17 protein-coding genes are annotated in these 17,625 nt (G+C 42.9%); 13 read left to right on the top strand and 4 right to left on the bottom strand.

Annotated features, from left to right (window positions below):
• The first annotated feature begins 105 nt into the window (after nucleotides 1–105).
• Nucleotides 106–921 carry a 3-methyl-2-oxobutanoate hydroxymethyltransferase gene (gene panB / locus EAH55_RS06320; RefSeq protein ID WP_121808871.1) on the top strand — a complete coding sequence of 272 codons (816 nt, stop codon included), beginning with the start codon at nucleotides 106–108 and terminating at the stop codon, nucleotides 919–921.
• Nucleotides 922–1,002: 81 nt separating this feature from the next.
• A complete protein-coding gene (locus tag EAH55_RS06315; protein ID WP_121808870.1) occupies nucleotides 1,003–1,728 on the top strand; it encodes an RluA family pseudouridine synthase in 726 nt (241 codons plus the stop codon).
• A gap of 489 nt (nucleotides 1,729–2,217) precedes the next feature.
• Here EAH55_RS06315 and EAH55_RS06305 read toward each other — a convergent pair whose 3' ends face one another.
• Both EAH55_RS06305 and yiaK read right to left on the bottom strand, forming a co-directional pair.
• Entirely contained in the window at nucleotides 2,218–2,436 is a 219-nt protein-coding gene (locus EAH55_RS06305; RefSeq protein WP_112575853.1) for a hypothetical protein, read from the bottom strand.
• Nucleotides 2,437–2,478: 42 nt separating this feature from the next.
• Nucleotides 2,479–3,471 carry a 3-dehydro-L-gulonate 2-dehydrogenase gene (gene yiaK, locus EAH55_RS06300; protein WP_121808869.1) on the bottom strand — a complete coding sequence of 331 codons (993 nt, stop codon included), beginning with the start codon at nucleotides 3,469–3,471 and terminating at the stop codon, nucleotides 2,479–2,481.
• Nucleotides 3,472–3,560: 89 nt separating this feature from the next.
• On the opposite strand from yiaK, the gene EAH55_RS06295 reads away from it, so the two are divergent.
• The 9 genes from EAH55_RS06295 to rodA all read left to right on the top strand — a co-directional run bounded on the left by EAH55_RS06295 (nucleotide 3,561) and on the right by rodA (nucleotide 12,946).
• On the top strand, nucleotides 3,561–4,067 hold the full coding sequence (locus EAH55_RS06295; protein ID WP_112575851.1) for a lipocalin family protein: 507 nt from the start codon (nucleotides 3,561–3,563) through the stop codon (nucleotides 4,065–4,067).
• A gap of 113 nt (nucleotides 4,068–4,180) precedes the next feature.
• Complete coding sequence (gene purN / locus EAH55_RS06290) at nucleotides 4,181–4,759, top strand: phosphoribosylglycinamide formyltransferase (protein ID WP_112575850.1); 579 nt, start codon at nucleotides 4,181–4,183, stop codon at nucleotides 4,757–4,759.
• 85 nt (nucleotides 4,760–4,844) lie between these two features.
• On the top strand, nucleotides 4,845–5,210 hold the full coding sequence (locus tag EAH55_RS06285) for a four helix bundle protein (protein WP_121808868.1): 366 nt from the start codon (nucleotides 4,845–4,847) through the stop codon (nucleotides 5,208–5,210).
• 150 nt (nucleotides 5,211–5,360) lie between these two features.
• The gene (gene purH, locus EAH55_RS06280) at nucleotides 5,361–6,887 is read left to right on the top strand and encodes a bifunctional phosphoribosylaminoimidazolecarboxamide formyltransferase/IMP cyclohydrolase (RefSeq protein WP_121808867.1); all 1,527 of its coding nucleotides are present in this window, start codon (nucleotides 5,361–5,363) and stop codon (nucleotides 6,885–6,887) included.
• A 273-nt stretch (nucleotides 6,888–7,160) separates the two neighbouring features.
• Entirely contained in the window at nucleotides 7,161–8,183 is a 1,023-nt protein-coding gene (locus EAH55_RS06275) for a rod shape-determining protein (protein WP_090528947.1), read from the top strand.
• 126 nt (nucleotides 8,184–8,309) lie between these two features.
• The gene (mreC, locus tag EAH55_RS06270) at nucleotides 8,310–9,143 is read left to right on the top strand and encodes a rod shape-determining protein MreC (protein ID WP_121808866.1); all 834 of its coding nucleotides are present in this window, start codon (nucleotides 8,310–8,312) and stop codon (nucleotides 9,141–9,143) included.
• A complete protein-coding gene (locus EAH55_RS06265) occupies nucleotides 9,136–9,654 on the top strand; it encodes a rod shape-determining protein MreD (RefSeq protein ID WP_112575846.1) in 519 nt (172 codons plus the stop codon). The genes mreC and EAH55_RS06265 overlap by 8 nt, the downstream gene beginning before the upstream one ends.
• A complete protein-coding gene (mrdA, locus tag EAH55_RS06260) occupies nucleotides 9,651–11,684 on the top strand; it encodes a penicillin-binding protein 2 (protein ID WP_121808865.1) in 2,034 nt (677 codons plus the stop codon). Before EAH55_RS06265 ends, mrdA begins: the two co-directional genes overlap by 4 nt.
• Nucleotides 11,681–12,946: a rod shape-determining protein RodA gene (gene rodA / locus EAH55_RS06255; protein WP_112575844.1), complete on the top strand. Its 1,266-nt coding sequence runs from the start codon at nucleotides 11,681–11,683 to the stop codon at nucleotides 12,944–12,946. Before mrdA ends, rodA begins: the two co-directional genes overlap by 4 nt.
• A 133-nt stretch (nucleotides 12,947–13,079) precedes the next feature.
• Here the strand turns inward: rodA and EAH55_RS06250 are convergent, their stop codons facing one another.
• Nucleotides 13,080–14,144, bottom strand: a complete 1,065-nt coding sequence (locus EAH55_RS06250; protein WP_121808864.1) for a hypothetical protein — start codon at nucleotides 14,142–14,144, stop codon at nucleotides 13,080–13,082.
• A gap of 73 nt (nucleotides 14,145–14,217) precedes the next feature.
• Here EAH55_RS06250 and EAH55_RS06245 point away from each other — a divergent pair, with 73 nt between their 5' ends.
• Entirely contained in the window at nucleotides 14,218–14,799 is a 582-nt protein-coding gene (locus tag EAH55_RS06245) for a thymidine kinase (protein ID WP_112575842.1), read from the top strand.
• A gap of 127 nt (nucleotides 14,800–14,926) precedes the next feature.
• Entirely contained in the window at nucleotides 14,927–15,298 is a 372-nt protein-coding gene (locus EAH55_RS06240) for a response regulator (RefSeq protein WP_121808863.1), read from the top strand.
• Between the two features lie 143 nt (nucleotides 15,299–15,441).
• Here EAH55_RS06240 and EAH55_RS06235 read toward each other — a convergent pair whose 3' ends face one another.
• Nucleotides 15,442–17,625: a TonB-dependent receptor family protein gene (locus EAH55_RS06235; protein WP_121808862.1), complete on the bottom strand. Its 2,184-nt coding sequence runs from the start codon at nucleotides 17,623–17,625 to the stop codon at nucleotides 15,442–15,444.

Raw genomic sequence — 17,625 nt, 5'->3', positions numbered from 1 at the left:
GCGTCCTCTAAATCAAAATAGCAAATCAAAAATATAACCTCCGAAATCGAAATTCTGAAATCCGAAATCATGATTACCTTTGCACTGCCGATAAAACATTTATCAATGTCTGTAAATAAAGAAATAAAGCGTATCACCACCAATACTATTCAGGAAATGAAGGTTAGTGGTGAAAAGATCTCTATGCTTACCGCATATGATTATTCAATGGCTACTATAGTCGACGAAGCTGGGACGGATATCATCCTCGTTGGCGATTCGGCCTCAAACGTAATGGCCGGTCACGAAACTACGTTGCCTATCACGCTCGATCAGATGATCTATCATGCTTCATCCGTAGTACGTGCAGCAAAACGCGCCTTAGTGGTTGTCGATTTGCCATTTGGTTCATACCAGGGCAACTCAAAAGAAGCTTTGAACTCGGCCATCCGTATCATGAAGGAAGCCGGCGCACATGCCGTTAAAATTGAAGGCGGTGTTGAAATAGCCGAATCGGTAAGCAGGATCTTAACTGCGGGCATCCCGGTAATGGGACACCTTGGGCTTACCCCTCAATCCATATACAAATTCGGAACATATACAGTTCGCGCCAAACATGAAGCCGAAGCACAAAAACTACGTGAAGATGCGGTTAAGCTACAGGAGCTTGGCTGCTTTGGTGTAGTGTTGGAAAAAATTCCGGCCAAATTGGCCCAGGAAGTGACCGCTAATCTGCAGATCCCTACAATAGGTATTGGCGCCGGTCAGCATTGCGACGGACAGGTATTGGTGATCCACGATATGCTGGGAATTAATAAAGGCTTCAAGCCCCGTTTTTTACGCCAGTATTCCAACCTGTATGATGTTATGCACGACGCAATCAAAAATTACAATACCGACGTAAAAAGCAATAGCTTCCCTAACGAAAAGGAACAATATTAATCAGCTTATGGTTGATAGTTCATAGATCATAGTAAAAAATGATCGGCTATGAACTATCAACCATGAACCATAAACTAAACAATGCCTCGTCCCGAATTTAATTATAGCAATAACGATATTACCGATAAGGATGTTCTTTATGAAGACAATCACCTTATTGGCATAAACAAGCGCGCGGGCGATATTGTGCAGGTTGATGAAACCGGCGACGAGCCATTAGACGAAAAGGTAAAAAAGTACATCGCCCACAAATACAGCAAACCCAACGGCGCGTTCCTGGGCGTGGTACACCGGCTTGACAGGCCGGTAAGCGGCGTGATTCTGTTTGCTAAAACCAGCAAAGCGCTTGACAGGATCAACAAAATGTTTAAAGCCCGCGAAATGCATAAGACCTATTATGCAGTAGTGCGCAAAAAACCGTTCCCCGAGGAAGGGACGCTGGTGCACTGGTTGATCAAAAACTCTCAAAAAAATGTAACTAAAGCACACGACAAGGAGGTACAAGGTAGTTTACGTTCTGAACTGAGCTATAAACTGGTTGGCGAGCTAAACGGATATTATCTAATTGAGGTTGACCCAATAACCGGTCGCCCGCATCAGATCAGGGTACAGCTTTCAACCTTGGGTTGCCCAATTGTTGGTGATAATAAATATGGCTATCCCCGTGGCAGCTTACGCAAAAGCATTTGTTTGCACGCTCGTAAACTGACTTTTATTCATCCGGTAAAAAACGAGCCGGTTGCCATTATTGCACCCGTGCCACGTGATGGCTTTTGGGAAAAGTTTGAGGGAATGATGGTGGGGTGATGCGAAACCGATTTGATCGCTGCTTCATTCTTCAAAAAAACATTAAAAACTCAGCAGGATTGATACGTCGTACATCAACAAATACATTGTGAAGGTGATCAAAATCCGCGTCCGTTGTTAAAAGCTGCAAACTCAAAAGGGCGGCAAGTGACGCGATCCAAAGATCATTCTTACCCATATTACGCGGAGTATTAAAATCATAAACGGTAAAGGCAGGATTTGCCTTTTGGGAAAACGCATCAATTTCTGCGTAGATATTTACATACAGTTAATTAACCTCAATAATATTAACCTCATCTAAAAAACTATCAAGTAAAGCACGCCTGTTAACACCCCAACTATTTTTAATAGCGATTGACTTAAGCTCGGCTTCCGAAACAACTGAGAGATATAATTGAGCTTAGTTTGGATTAATAAAATTTACAACGCCAGCGAAATCTTTCGCTCTTATAATATTCAAAACAATGTTAGTATCAAGTAACAAATTCATCATTTGTCCTTACTCATTTGTTTTGACAAATCATTCCATTCTTCCTCTGTAAATGGTTCGATTTTGGGCGAATTCTGAAGGGCTTTTATTAAACTCCTGGTATTTTTGTTAGATTTCAAACTAAAAGCTGTTGTCCCCCCTGCAGCTAACACCTCTTCGGGCGAATGCGTAGGATGAGTTTTAAATGAGCCGTTATTAGTAGAAATATTATGCTTCATCGCTTTTTAGCTTTTATCAAAGATAACGAATATTTTTAAACATCACATCTTCAACACCTCGTTCCAGATCCGCTCATCTACAGGCACACCTTCTGTCAAATTCTTTTCTCTTGTCTTTATAGTTCCTTCACCAGGGTAAGATATTGATGCCCCCTCATGCTCCGGTGTACTTGTTTTGGTATAGTTAATGATTTCCTCAATCAGGCTTTCCGTTTGTTCGCTGCTATTTGGTTTGATACAAATAAACACCTGGGAAATACCTGATTCGTGTTCACTTTTAGTTATTTCTGCGGTTGATTTACCACCGCTTAACACGGTAGCTAAAACATCAAGCACCAATGACAAACCCGATCCCTTCCAAAAACCAACGGGCAGCAAGCGCTGTGATTTTAATATAGCCGCGGCATCGGTACTAAGCTTTCCTTCTTCATCATAACCGCCAGGCAAAGGCAGCGCCTCATTATTATTCGATTTATATTGCTTCAATTTTCCTACCGCATATTGGGATATAGCCATATCCAAAACAACATGCCCGTTTTTACGGGGCACTGCAATAACCAGCGGATTATTACCAAGCCGCGGACTAATACCACCCCATGGTGGCAGGTTAGCTATTGTATTTGTAAAAGATATACTAATAAAACCGGCATCGGCCGCCTGCCAGCCGTAAGTGCCACCACGCATCCAATGGTTAGTATTTTTTAATGCCACGCAGCCAATGCCATTATCGGCAGCAAGTTCTATTGCCCTGTTCATGGCAAAACGTGCATTTAGTATGCCCGGCCCAAGGTTGCCGTCCCATTGTTCAATAGCTCCAAAACCGGTTACCTTAACAGGATCGGCATGGATAGTAATTAATCCGTTTTTGATATAATTTACAAAAACCGGGAAACGGCTTAAGCCATGGGTATAAACGCCATCCCGGCTATTTTCAGCAAAAACAGAGGCAATAATTTCAGCTTTGCCATCGGTAAAGCCAAGAGTCAACAGTACTCTTTTAAATTCAGCTTTAAGCTTTTGGAACGGAACACGCATCGGTTTTGAAATAAATTTAATTTATAACGTTTATTACAGTATACTGATGCAAGGTAATCAACCATATTTTATAATTTTGCCCTCAATAAATGAAAAAAGCTCCGCTGTTGTTTTTCCTGTTGCTGCTAAGCATTGCGCTGATCGTTAATTCATGCAAGAAAGATAACTTAAGCCACATACCAGGGCTAATGGCCGGAAAGTGGCAACTTGCCTCAATAACCGTTACCAATTATGTTGGCGACTCACAAGTTTCATTAGATACGTTAAATCAAACCTGTAGCATTATTCAGTATTTCACTTTCAAGGCTGATAATTCTTGCAATTACACTAATTTTCAATGTAATGCCGATTCGGCGGTAGGCCGTTGGTCGCTAACGGCAAATAAATTATTTTTAGCTTCGGATATGGTTTGCAAGGATAGCACCAAATCATCGGGCGGTACTTCAAAGCCGTTTGCAAACGCTAAAATAGTCACGTTAGGTAACTATTCGCTGGTATTGGAAACTGGGGATGTTGAACCAAACTACTCGGCAACTAAAAAAAGACGAATTATGCGATATGGCTTTATCAGACAAAGGACAACCGCAAGCCAGTAAAAAATTTAGTTTTAAATTATAAAATGGTTTTAGTATAATAGTTTCAATACCAGTTAAACATTCAGCCCGATGAAACTATTACAGTTTCATCTTCGTTGAAAAACATATTATCGATGAAAAAAAGAATTGCCATTTTCGCTTCAGGTTCCGGTTCAAACGCTCAGAAATTAATGGAGCATTTTAAACGCAATGCCGATGCTGAAGTTGTACTGATACTCACCAACAACCCGCAAGCTTACGTTTTACAACGCGCCGATAACTTTGAAGTGCCATCGCATATTTTCAGTCGCCACGAGTTTTATGAAACAGATGGTGTTATCCGTCTGCTTAAAAACCTTCAGGTAGACCTGATTGTACTGGCTGGTTTTTTATGGCTCGTACCACAATCGTTACTAAAAGCATTCCCAAATAAAATCATCAACCTGCACCCTGCCCTACTTCCCAAATACGGCGGCAAAGGCATGTATGGCGATAATGTTCACCGCAAAGTTTTAGAAGATAAAGAAGAAGAAAGTGGTATCACCATCCACTTCGTAAACGAAAACTTTGACGAAGGAGAGATCATTCATCAATCAAAATTTAAGATAGAACCCGGCGACACCCTTGAAATAGTAAAATTTAAAGGACAGCAGCTTGAACACAACCATTTCCCTAAAGTTGTAGAAGCGCTATTGAAAAAAATGAAGAGCTGATTGTTTAGTGATTAGAGATTTGAGGTCAGAGATTAGGTTTTTATTCAGTTGATTACAGGCCTTCTTTTATACATTTAACACATAGATGGGAGCTTTTACTGATTTAGAGGTTTGGAAAAAGGCCCGTTTGCTACGAAATAATATTACAGAATTAGTTAAAGCGTTCCCCACCGAGGAAAAATATCGCTTAACTGATCAAATTATCCGCTCATCTCGTTCTATCGGTAACAATATAGCCGAAGGCCATGGCAGATTTCATTATTTAGATGCCTCAAAATTTTTAGTAAATGCACGTGGCTCTGCCGCCGAAACCATCGATCATTTAATCATCGCCTTTGATAATAACCTGATAGGTCAGCAAACAATGGATAATCTCAGGCAAGATTGCGAGGAATGTATGCGAATGATCAATGGCTATATTTCTTATCTAAAGAAGCAAGTAGAGAATTAAGACTACTTAAATTCGCACTTTTTAAGTAGTGTATTTCCAAAACTCTAACCTCCAATAGCTTCCAAAAACATTGATTAAAAAAAACTAATCTCTAACCTCAAATCTCTAATCACTAATCACTACCTTTGCGGCTCAAAAAACAGCGTGTACATGAGCCAGTCAGTTCAAATAAAAAATGCTTTAATTTCTGTTTATTACAAAGACAATTTAGAGCCCATCATTCATGAATTAAACCGCCTTGGTGTAAATATCTATTCAACCGGTGGTACCGAAACTTTTATCCGCGATTTAGGTGTAAACGTGATCCCGGTTGAGGACCTTACTTCATATCCTTCAATCCTGGGTGGTCGTGTTAAAACCCTGCACCCTAAGGTTTTCGGTGGTATTTTAACCCGCAGAGATTTTGATGGCGATAAACAGCAAATAGCACAATACGAAATTCCTGAAATTGATTTGGTGATTGTTGATCTGTACCCGTTTGAAGAAACCGTAGCATCAGGTGCCAGCGCCGAAGATATTATCGAAAAGATCGATATCGGTGGTATCTCATTGATTCGTGCAGCCGCGAAAAACTTTAAAGATGTAGTGATCGTAGCTTCAAAAGATGACTACGCCGGCCTGGAAAATATCCTGAAAACGCAGGATGGCGCTACCACAATTGACCAGCGCCGTTCATTTGCTCAAAAAGCATTCAACATATCGTCAAACTACGATACGCATATTTTCAACTATTTTAACGAAGCCGAGCCGCTTCCGGTATTTAAACAAAGTATCCAAACAAGCCAGGTTTTACGTTACGGTGAAAACCCTCACCAAAAAGGCACTTTTTACGGTAACCTTGATGCCATGTTCAACAAACTGAACGGTAAAGAGCTTTCATACAACAACCTGGTTGACGTTGACGCTGCCGTTGCTATCATTGACGAGTTTACCGAGCCTACTGTAGCCATCCTTAAGCATACTAACGCCTGCGGCGTAGCTTCACGTTCATCTATCAAACAAGCATGGGTTGATGCTTTGGCCTGCGATCCAGTATCTGCTTTTGGTGGTGTGATCATTGCCAATGCCGAGATCGACGCGGAAACCGCTACCGAGATCGACAAATTATTTTACGAGGTACTGATCGCACCGGCTTTCTCTGACGAGGCTGTACAGATCCTTTCAGGTAAAAAGAACCGGATCCTATTAGTTCGCCAGCCGGTTGAGCTTCCTGTTAAACACTTCAAAACTTTATTGAATGGTGTAATTGAGCAGGATAAAGACGCGGTTATTGAAGGCCCGGCCCAAATGACCACCGTTACCGAAAAAGCACCAACCGAAGCTGAGCTGAAAGACTTGTACTTCGCTAACAAAATTGTAAAGCATACCAAGTCAAACACCATTGTGTTTGCTAAAAATAACCAGCTAATGGCAAGCGGCGTGGGTCAAACCTCAAGGGTTGACGCGCTTAAACAAGCCGTGATCAAAGCACAAAGCTTTGGCTTCGACCTGAACGGCGCGGTAATGGCATCTGATGCTTTCTTCCCGTTCCCGGATTGTGCCGAATTAGCTGCCGAAGCAGGTATCACTGCCATTTTACAACCAGGCGGATCAATTAATGACAAGCTTTCGGTTGCGATGTGTAATGAAAAAGGCCTGGCTATGGTTACTACCGGTGTCCGTCACTTTAAACACTAAAATTAATGGTTGATTGGGTTGATTAGGTGAGTAGTTTATTAGGTTAAAAACGTTTGATTTAAGAGTAGGGATTGATTTGGTGAAAAGGAAAAATGTTTTTAACCTGTTTTAACTTAATTTACCTGTAAATCCAGTCAACCATTTAATAAATAAGCTCTATCAACCCAACCCCAACACAATAAATGTGATTTTTTAACGCTTAAGTTTGCAAAATGCTAAACTATTTAAGCGTATTTTTATAAACTTTGCATAACATACTGAAAGAAATACCAGATGGGTTTATTTAACTTTTTTACACAAGAAATTGCTATCGATTTAGGTACAGCAAATACCCTCATTATACATAACGATAAAGTTGTTGTTGACGAACCCTCAATCGTGGCGTTCGACAGAACAACCAACAAAGTGATTGCCATCGGCAGGCAGGCCATGCAGATGGAAGGTAAAACGCACGATAATATCCGTACCGTACGCCCGCTTAAAGACGGTGTAATTGCCGACTTTAACGCTGCCGAGCACATGATTCGCGGGATGATCAAAATGATTAACCAGGGCAAGGGATGGTTTTTCCCATCACTGCGTATGGTGATCTGTATCCCCTCAGGTATTACCGAGGTAGAGAAACGTGCCGTGCGCGACTCGGCCGAGATTGCCGGCGCCAAAGAGGTTTATCTTATCCACGAGCCAATGGCTGCGGCTGTAGGTATCGGCATCGACGTGGAAGAGCCTATGGGTAACATGATCATCGATATTGGTGGTGGTACTACCGAGATTGCCGTTATTGCTTTATCGGGTATCGTGTGCGACCAGTCGATCCGTGTTGCAGGTGATAATTTTGATTCGGACATTGTTCAATATATCCGTCGTCAGCATAACATCATGATTGGTGACCGTACTGCCGAAAAAATTAAAATTGAGGTTGGAGCCGCCCTTCCTGAATTGAGCGAGCCGCCGGGCGACTTCGCCGTACAGGGCCGCGACCTGATGACTGGTGTGCCAAAACAGATCATGGTATCATACACCGAGATTGCGCATTGTTTAGATAAATCAATCTCAAAGATTGAGGAAGCGATATTAAAAGCATTGGAGATCACTCCACCCGAGCTTTCGGCCGATATTTACCAAACCGGAATTTACTTAACCGGTGGTGGCGCGTTATTGCGTGGCCTGGATAAACGTGTGGCTGCCAAAACCAAACTTCCGGTTCACGTTGCCGAAGATCCTCTTCGCGCCGTAGTACGCGGAACCGGCACTGCCCTTAAAAACATTGGCAATTTTAAATTTTTAATGCAGTAACTGAGTTAGTGATTAGAGGTTAGGGATTAGAGATTAGTTTTTATTACAATACTTATCTCCGATTCCTAATTTCTAATTTTGCTATAGACAACTAATCTCTGATCTCCAATTAACTAATCTCCAACAATGCGTAACCTTTGGATATTTATAACTAAGTATAACGCGTTTTTTTTATTCCTGATTTTTGAGATTAGCTCGCTGCTTATTTATATCAAATACAACTCGTTTCAGAAAGCATCTTTTATTAATTCAACCAGCCAGGTAACCGGTACGCTGTACGGCCAGGTTGATGCATTAAAAGGATACCTGTCGTTAAAAGAAACCAATGATAGCCTTGCCCGCGAAAACGCAAAACTTCGCGGCCAGCTTAAAGCTTCCTTTTATGTTGATAGTGTTGATAAGCGTAAGGTTAATGACACCGTTTACAAGCAACAGTATAGCTATATTGTTGCCAAGGTTATCAACAACTCGTTCAACAAGCGGAGCAACTACATTACTATCGACAGGGGCAGCAGGGATGGGATACAAAAAGATATGGGTGTAATAACCGGTGCGGGCGTAGTGGGCCAGGTTATCCAGGTAACGGATCATTTGGCTATCATTCAATCAGTTTTGCATAAAAACACACGGTTTAGCGCTATGCTTGCCGGCACTAAAGATATAGGCTCATTTGTATGGGGAAATGACCTTGACCCACACAAAGGTTTACTGATTGATATCCAAAATAACGCGCAACCTAAAGTAGGCGACTCGGTTGTAACATCCGGCTATTCGCTTTTCCCTACAGGTATACCGTTTGGTAAAATTACTAACCTGCATGCAAAAGGCGGTGGTTTACTTATTAACGTTGAGGTAGCCTTAGCTGTCGATTTTACAAAGCTTCAATACGTTTACGTGGTAAATAACAAGTTTGCCGGTGAACAAACGGGACTGGAGGCCGTACAAAACAAAAATGAGTAGGACTATCCTTATTAACCTCCTTAGGTTTATCGTATTGGTTTTTATACAGGTTTTCCTGTTAAAAAACATTACGTTCTATAATCTCGCGACTCCGTATTTCTATATACTATTCATTTTGTTGCTTCCCTTTGAAGTACCTAATGTACTGCTGTTTGTGCTATCATTTGTTTTAGGCCTCACTATTGATGCTTTTTACGATACGCCGGGGCTGCACGCTTCGGCCTGTGTAGTACTCGCTTTAGTGCGCGTGCTGTTCATCAGCATAACAGTACAAAAGGATGGTTTTGATAACGAACCTGAACCTACATTGAGTATCATGGGCTTCAGGTGGTTTTTTACCTACGCTTTGATACTCACTTTATTCCACCACTTTTTCCTGCTTAATTTAGAGGTTTTTAGTTTTTCTGAAATACAATACACACTAAGCCGTGTTGTTTTAAGTTCATTGTTTACAGTATTTTTAATACTAATTTCGGGCCTGCTATTTTTCAGAAGGAAAGAACGTAAATGAATAAGTTTTTTGAACGCCGCTACGTTGTTACCGGTATCTTTATAGCTATTATTTTAGCCCTTTTAGGGAGGCTTTATTATATCCAGATAGTTGATGACCGCTATACCATATACGCCAACAGCAATGTAAGGCGCACCACTATCCTTTATCCGGCACGCGGCCCCATACTTGATCGTAACGGCAAGATCCTGGTACAAAACGAACCTATTTACGATGTAATGGTTAACCCCAAAGAGGTTAAACCTTTTGATACCCTTCTGCTTTGCAAAATGATCGGTATCGATAAAGAAGGCTTTGATAAGCGCTTTACCAAAGCGCAAAGGCAGTCACCCACCAAAGCATCAATATTCGAAAAACAATTATCTGTAGAGTTATATGCTGCCCTGCAGGAAAAGCTATTTGAGTTTCCGGGCTTTTCTATTGTGCCCCGTACTATACGTACTTATCCTGATTCTGTAGCGGCCCAGTTTTTGGGCTTCATCGGCGAGGTTACCGACAGGGACATCAAACGCTCTAATGGGTACTATCGCCTCGGTGATTATATTGGCGTTACCGGTGTTGAAAAAGCTTATGAAAATGTTCTTCGCGGTCAGCGCGGTGTACAGATCCAAATGGTTGACTCACATGGTGTATTTAAGGGTTCATTTGCCAATGGCGCACTTGATACCGTGCCCCGTTCGGGCGAGCGCCTTACCTCGTCTCTGGATATCGACCTGCAACGCCTTGGCGAAAAGCTGATGCAGAATAAGCTGGGCAGTATTGTAGCTATTGAACCTTCATCGGGCGAGATATTATGCTATGTAAGTAGCCCTACTTATGATCCCAACCTGATGGTTGGTCGTGAGCGTGGTAATAACCTCGCTAAAATGTATAATAACCCGTATAAGCCGTTTTTCATCAGGCCCATACAGGCGCAATATCCTCCGGGATCGTCATTTAAACCATTAAGCGCGCTTATCGCTTTACAGGAAGGTATCATCAGTCCGAGCGAAACTTTTTACTGTACCGGTAATTACAGGGTGGGAAACCGTATTGTACACTGTAACCACGGCGAAGCACACGGAACGGTAAATATGGCTAAAGCGGTAGCCGAGTCATGTAACGGCTATTTCACGATGGTATTTCAGCGCATTGTTGACCGGTACGGCGTAAAAAATACAACGGCCAATTTTACCGCATGGCGAAATAATGTAATGAAATTTGGCCTTGGCGCCAGGCTTGATCTGGATATGCCGGCAGAAAGCCGTGGCAACGTACCAACGCCGTTGCACTATGATAACACTTACCATAAAGGCGCCTGGCGTTCAAGCACCATTGCCGCTTTAGCTATAGGCCAGGGCGAGTTATTAGCTACCCCCTTACAGTTAGCTAACCTGGAGTGTACCATCGCCAACCGTGGTTTCTTTTATAAACCGCATCTCGTTAAAGCTATCGGCACCCAAAACGTGATCAAGAAAGAGTACATACAAAAAAACTACGTTGGCATTGATTCGGGATATTTTGAACCGGTAATTAATGGGATGGAGGCCGTAGTTGAAAGTGGTACAGCCCGCAGGTCTAAAATTCCGGATATTATCATGTGCGGCAAAACCGGTACGGCACAAAACCCCCATGGCGAAGATCACTCGGTATTTGTTGCCTTTGCTCCGCGCGATAATCCTAAAATAGCGATAGCCGTTGTAGTCGAGAACTCGGGCGAAGGAGCGCATTGGGCTGCCCCTATTGCCAGCTTTATAGTTGAAAAATATTTAAAAGGCAAAATTACCCCACGCGAATCAGGGTTTACGGTTGACTACTTTGCAAATGCCAACCGCCTGCCTGATCTTAGCCTTTATGCCCAGGATTTGCAAAAAGAACGCAGGCGCGACAGTATCAGGGCAGCAAAAGTTGATTCGATAAAAAGGTTTAAAGCTGACTCCATTAAAAAATTCAAAGCCGATTCGATAAAAAAGGAACGACAAGAAGCAGCTTATAACAATAAGCCGGCAAACTGGATTAAATCATTAACAGGCGGAAGGAGCAAGTCATGAGTACTCAGCAACGTAGTTTCTTCTTTAACGTAGATTGGCTTACAGTTTTCCTGTACCTGATATTGTGTACAATTGGCTGGTTTAATATCCACGCTGCGGTTTATGATCCCAATCACCAAAGTATTGTTGACGTTTCAACTAATTACGGGAAGCAATTCATCTTTATTTGTGTATCTGCAGTTGTAGGTATCGTTATCCTGCTGCTCGAAAGCCGGTTTATTGCGGCGCTTGCCCCCGCGTTTTACGTGGTCATAGTCTTACTGCTGATCCTTGTGCTCATTATAGGGCGAAACGTAGGTGGTAACCAGGCCTGGATAAACCTGGGCGGCGGTTTCAGGTTGCAACCCTCGGAGTTTGCCAAGTTTGCCACTTGTTTGCTGCTGGCGCGATATTTAAGCGGCACAAACATCCGCGTTACCGAACCCAAATCGTTTTTAATGGCCGCAGCCATTATCGGGTTCCCGATGCTGTTAATTATGCTGCAGCCAGATACCGGCTCAACACTGGTATTTTGCTCACTGATATTCGTACTATATCGCGAAGGCTTATCGCCTTATTTCCTGATCATAGCGGGTTTGTTTATTACGTTGTTTGTTACATCATTGCTATACAATCCGCTTTATATTATCCTGATACTGGTTGCAATAACCGCGTTCATCATCTTTTTATTTAAACGGAACAGGCAATTGATCAAAACCATGTTGATTGGCCTGGCCATTTGCATCGCTTTTATATTCAGCGTAAAGTTTATCTATACCCACGTTTTAAAGAAACACCAAACCGAGCGTATCAACATTTTACTGGGTATCACTACCGATTTAAGGGGAAAGGGCTACAACGTAAACCAATCAAAAATTGCAATTGGTTCCGGTAAGCTTTGGGGTAAAGGCTATTTGCACGGCACCCAAACGCAGTACTCATTTGTACCCGAACAAAGTACCGACTTTATATTTTGTACCGTTGGCGAAGAGTGGGGATTTGCAGGGTCATTAACCGTGATAAGCCTGTTTATGTTCCTGATACTACGCGTTATTCTGATAGCAGAGCGGCAACGATCTCCCTTTACACGTGTTTACGGTTACGGCGTAGCTTCAGTATTGTTTTTCCACGTAGTTATCAATATCGGCATGACCATCGGTGTAGTGCCGGTAATTGGCATTCCGCTACCGTTTATCAGCTATGGTGGATCTTCATTGATAAGCTTTACCATGCTCCTGTTCACGCTCATTAAGCTTGACTCAAACAGGAAATCGAACGTTTAGCTTTTTGTCCGCAAGTCGGGAAAGTCCGTAAGTCAGAAAGAGGGAATGCCTGCAACCAAACAACTGCGGCTATGAACTATGAACCATCAACTATGAACCATCAACTATGAACCATCAACTATGAACTCAATTGCTACGCAGTTGGGTACCTTCTTCTCAGCAAGGCATAAAACTTATCGGCTGTTGAAGCTTTACTTTCCCAGTTGTTTTTAACCACGTAGTTGGTTTTCAGGAAGCGTTCGGCCTCTTCAAAAGTATTGAAGCGGTTTACAATCTCGATAGCTTCGCTGTAGGCCAGGCTGTAACCGTTAAACAGATCTTTTATATAAAGCAGCTTATCATTCAGGTTAATGGCCGATTTCAGGTCCGTAACAGGCAATTCAGTTGTGGTGCTTGTCGCCGCGGCGTTGGCTTTCTCGGCTTTTTGGGCCATGATCCTTTGATTAAAGGTTAACACCTGCTGACTGTTATCGGGTGCCGTAGCAGTAACAGGTTCGGCGGCGGGCGTCACAGGCTCAACTACGGGCAAAGGTTTTGGTTGTTCGGCAATGGGCGCAATTTCAACAGGCTTTTCAGGAAGCTGACTAATTAACTCTTCCTGTTCAAAGCGGTCGGCTTCATCATCCCAGGTATCAGCCTCGTTTAAATTAAGTTCGAAGCTGCTTCCTTCCGAAATCTCCTGCTGAAACGAGTAGCTGTCGGTATCCTTTTCCGCGGCTATATCTATCTGTGGTTCGGGAGCTTCTTTTGTTTCCGGTTCCGGTGTAATCACTTCTATTTTTACCGGGTTATTAAACGGCGCCGTGGCAATCGGTTCAACATTATTGGTAAGTTCAATTTTATCAATGGGAACAGGGATATGCTGCTGAACAACCGGCTCAAAAAAGCGCTGCTCATACAATGCATCCTGTTTTGCAGGTGGTGTTACAGGGGCTGGGGACGGAGGAGCTACCGGGGTTATGGGTTTAGACTGCTCTGCTACCGGCTGAGATTTTTCTGCTGATGGTACAGGAGCTGCCGCGCGCTCGTTAATACGGCGCAAAATTTCGGCATGGTCTTTTAAAAAATGGGCGTTGGCTACAAAAAGCTCTAATTCAAGTTCGTTTAGTTCGCTGGGATCAGCAGAAAGGTAGTCGTATTGATCATTAAGCTCTTTTAAAATCCCACCTATCTTTTTAAATACATCCATTTGCTTCATGGCCTCAATGTTAGGAAAATGCTTATCAAAAGTAGGATTAAATTCTGATATTTGCCGACTATTAAAGTCATAAATGGTATATCACGAAGAGGTTTTTAGGCGTAAAAGCGAGTTAGGCGGCAGTATTGAGGTTATCTGCGGATCAATGTTTTCGGGCAAAACCGAAGAGCTGATCAGGAGGTTGAACCGTGCCCGCATAGCCAAGCTTAAGGTCGAGATCTTTAGCCCTAAAGCCGATACCCGTTACGACGAAGAGGCCATTGTTTCGCACAATGCCAGCAAAATTACCTCTACCCCAGTTGATAGCGCATCTGCTATTTTACTACTGGCCAGCGATGCCCACGTGATAGGCGTTGATGAAGCGCAGTTTTTCGACGATGAACTTCCCGAAGTATGTACCATACTGGCCAATCGTGGTGTACGTGTGATTGTGGCCGGTCTTGATATGGATTTTAAAGGCCGTCCGTTTGGCTCTATGCCAACCATCATGGCTATTGCCGAATCGGTAACCAAGCTACAGGCCGTTTGCGTTAGGTGCGGTAACCCTGCCCAATACTCGTACCGTTTGGTGCACGATAATTCAAAAATATTATTGGGCGAAAAAGAAAGCTACGAACCACGTTGCCGCGCCTGTTATAATACAGTTGCCGGTTAACATTTCATTAAATAATATATTTTTTATTTAATACTACAACTAAAACAAATTCAGGGTATTTGTTTGTTATATAATTAAACAAAACTGGTTCAAATACCGGTATTTTAATTAAATAGCAATCAAACTTATGGCCAAAAAGGTTTTAGTTATAGAGGACGATAAAGATATCCGCGATACTGTAGTATATGTATTGGAGGAAGAAGGTTACGAAGTAATACACTCTGATAATGCCCGTATCCTGCGGACCCTCGCCTCTATCAACCCCGACCTGATACTGCTTGATAACTGGCTCACCGACTGGACCAGCGATGCCAATGGCCAACAACTAAGCAAAGGAATTAAAGAAGATCCTGCCACCAGCCATATCCCTGTGGTCATCATTTCGGCAGTGAGTAATATTAAGGAAATCGCCAAAGCCGGGAATGCCGATGGCTACCTTGCCAAACCCTTCGACCTTACAGCACTTTCAGAGATCGTAAAAAAACACATCACAAAGTAAGCAACCCTTATCAGTATAAATAAAACGGCCCTTCATGAATTTGAAGGGCCGTTTTGTTAAGACCTCACCTAAATCCTCTCCAAAGGAGAGGACTTGAATAACCATATTAAGCCCCTCTCCTTTGGAGAGGGGTTGGGGAGAGGTCAAATCTTCACACCAAAACCAATATTGAATGTGCGTCCATCGGCAGGTAAAATGCCAGGGCCGGGGTACATGTTAATACGGCGGGTAAAGTACTTAGCGTTAAAAATATTGTTCACGTTAGCTGTAAGGTGATAGTTTTTCAGGAAACTATAATTGAAAGCCCAGTCAAACAAATGGTACGACGGCACAATACCGGTAGCACCGGTTGCGTTGAATGTAGTGTTATTGGCATCGCTAAAACTTTTGCCTACATAGCTGTATTGCAGGGTGCTGCTTACATGGCCACTTAAAAAGGTTAAACCTGCACGGTCAATCCAATCAGGAGTACCTTCAAGATGGTTACCAACCAGGCTTACGTTTTTACCATTTTGGCTGATAGAGCCACTGGTGTAACGGCCGTGGGTATAGGACAATGAGTTAAACAAACGAAGATCGCTGCCCGCCGATTGATCAAACGAGCGGATTAGTGAAACCTCTGTAAATGCCTCGACGCCTTTAGCTACGCCATTACCAATATTGGTCATGTAAAGATGCGTTACATTATTGGCATCGGTTTGCGTTAAGGTACCTGCCCTTTTGCCATAGTAAACATAAAACGCGTCTACGTCAAAACTAAATACAGCGCTGATATGGCCGCGGTATCCCAGATCGGCATCGTAACCTTTGCTGTCTTTAATATTAGGATCGATAATGGTCAGCTGATCTGCCGGGGTAACGGCTGCATAAATATACGGGCGGTAAGCCTGCGAAATGTTACCATAAAACTGACTTCCGTTATTCAACTGATATTGTAGCCCCGTTCCAAACAGCGGGAAGTTACGTTTATCCTTATAGCTAACCGGTACGGTGCGGTTTACAATAACCCCTGTGTTTGTGGTATTGATCTGTTCAAACCGAACGCCAGGTGTAACTGTAAATGCCTTGGTAACCTGGAACATATTTTCGGCAAAAGCAGCGTAATTTAAAGTATGCAGCCGTAAGTCTATGCCGTAGTCCTTAACCAGGCTCAGATCAAAATCAGAACCGACAGTACCTGTTCCTTTTTGTTTACGCTTGGTGGTTTCCTCAAAATACCTCACCCCTGCCGTAAATGAACTTTTAAGATCGCCCAACTTGTAGTTATGCAGTAAACGGGCCTCTGTAGTAAAACCCGCGTAATAGTCACGATCAACCTGGCGCGGGTTAAATGTTTTTAGGCTCGTATTAACGGTGTCCGGAATGTTGGCGGTATTAATAAACTGCACGCTGTTACGCTGGCCAAACAATACATGCGAGGTAACTTCCAGCCGGGTATCTTTATCAAACTGGTAATTGAACAGTAATGCAGGAATGTTAATTTCCGGGTTAAAAAAGTTACGGGCACGGGTTGACTGGCGATTATTGGCATCAAACTGCGCGTCGGTTAAGCCCCCTGCTATCTGCTGCCTGTAATCTGACCGTGAAAACTGGAAAGCGATGCTTCCTTTATCGTTAAACTGGTATTTGATGTTGGCATAGTAAGCGCGCGAATTAAAAGCGGCATCAGGTCGCCAGCCATCACCGGTGCGTGCACTGTAAAAAGCATAATAGCTCACTTTGCCCACCTTGCCGCCAATGGCATTGTAGGAGTTAAAAAACCGGTTTGAGCCGGCCGATTGCTCGCTTTCAAAGCCAAACACTTTGGTGCTGTCGCCTTCCTTAAGTTTAAAGTTAACCATACCACCAAATTGACTGCCAAATTGTAAAGCGGCCGAACCACGGACGATCTGAATTTCACTCACAGCCTGAAACGGCACATTGTAATGATTTTCGGGATAGCCAAACATATCCGAGTTGGTGTTATAGCCATTTTGCCTGATATTGGTTTCTATCGACCTGTGGGTGTCAGTACCACGGGTACCTATATTGAGCTGTAAGCCTGCACCATCCATTTCCCAAACGTTAACACCCGGCACTTTCGCAAAAGTCATTCGGGCATTGTTATTGGCTAAATTGGCTTTTCCGGCATCAAGAAAAACATCAAAAGTTCTTTTTCCGGCAAAAATATTGGTGCCGGATACGTTAGGTAAATGTTTGGGCCTGCTTTCTTTAATGATAACACTATCCAGTTGCAGGGTATCTTTAACACTTTTATTTTGTGCATGAGCAAGGCCTGCGCAACCTATGAATAGCGCGGCTAATGAAATTTTATAAAGGGTATTCAT

The sequence above is a fragment of the Mucilaginibacter kameinonensis genome (assembly GCF_003675385.1).
GTDB classification, from domain to species: Bacteria; Bacteroidota; Bacteroidia; order Sphingobacteriales; family Sphingobacteriaceae; genus Mucilaginibacter; species Mucilaginibacter kameinonensis.
Note: the sequence above shows the minus strand (reverse complement) of the source record. Positions and strands in the feature narration are given on the sequence as shown.